The organism is Haemophilus sp. UMB1048, assembly GCF_030218125.1.
In the GTDB taxonomy this organism is placed as follows: domain Bacteria; phylum Pseudomonadota; class Gammaproteobacteria; order Enterobacterales; family Pasteurellaceae; genus Haemophilus_D.
In genome coordinates this window covers 1-295 of sequence record NZ_JASOPB010000070.1, presented here as the reverse complement: position 1 = coordinate 295, position 295 = coordinate 1, and the positions used below count along the sequence as shown (strand labels likewise).

1 protein-coding gene is annotated in these 295 nt (G+C 56.9%); it reads right to left on the bottom strand.

All coding sequences use genetic code 11. The annotated features are described in order from the left end of the window. On the bottom strand, positions 1–295 hold a 295-nt coding region (locus QP437_RS09910), incomplete at both ends, for a carbon starvation CstA 5TM domain-containing protein (protein ID WP_285267719.1).

Sequence of the window (295 nt, the reverse complement as noted above, 5' to 3'; positions counted from 1 at the left end):
CCACAGACCCACACAGCCCGCAGTACCGATGATACCGGCAACCAGAGAGTCGGTTTTTTTCAGGAACGGGATGAAGTTACCCAGCAGGTCTTGCAGCATAAAGCGGCCAGAACGGGTACCCGCATCCAGCGCGGTGAGGATAAACAGCGCTTCAAACAGGATACCGAAGTGGTACCAGAAGCCCATATCCGCCATCGGGATGATTTTATGGAACACATGGGCGATACCAACGGCTAGCGTCGGCGCGCCGCCGGCGCGGTTCAGGACTGAAGGTTCGCCGATATCTTTCGCTGTC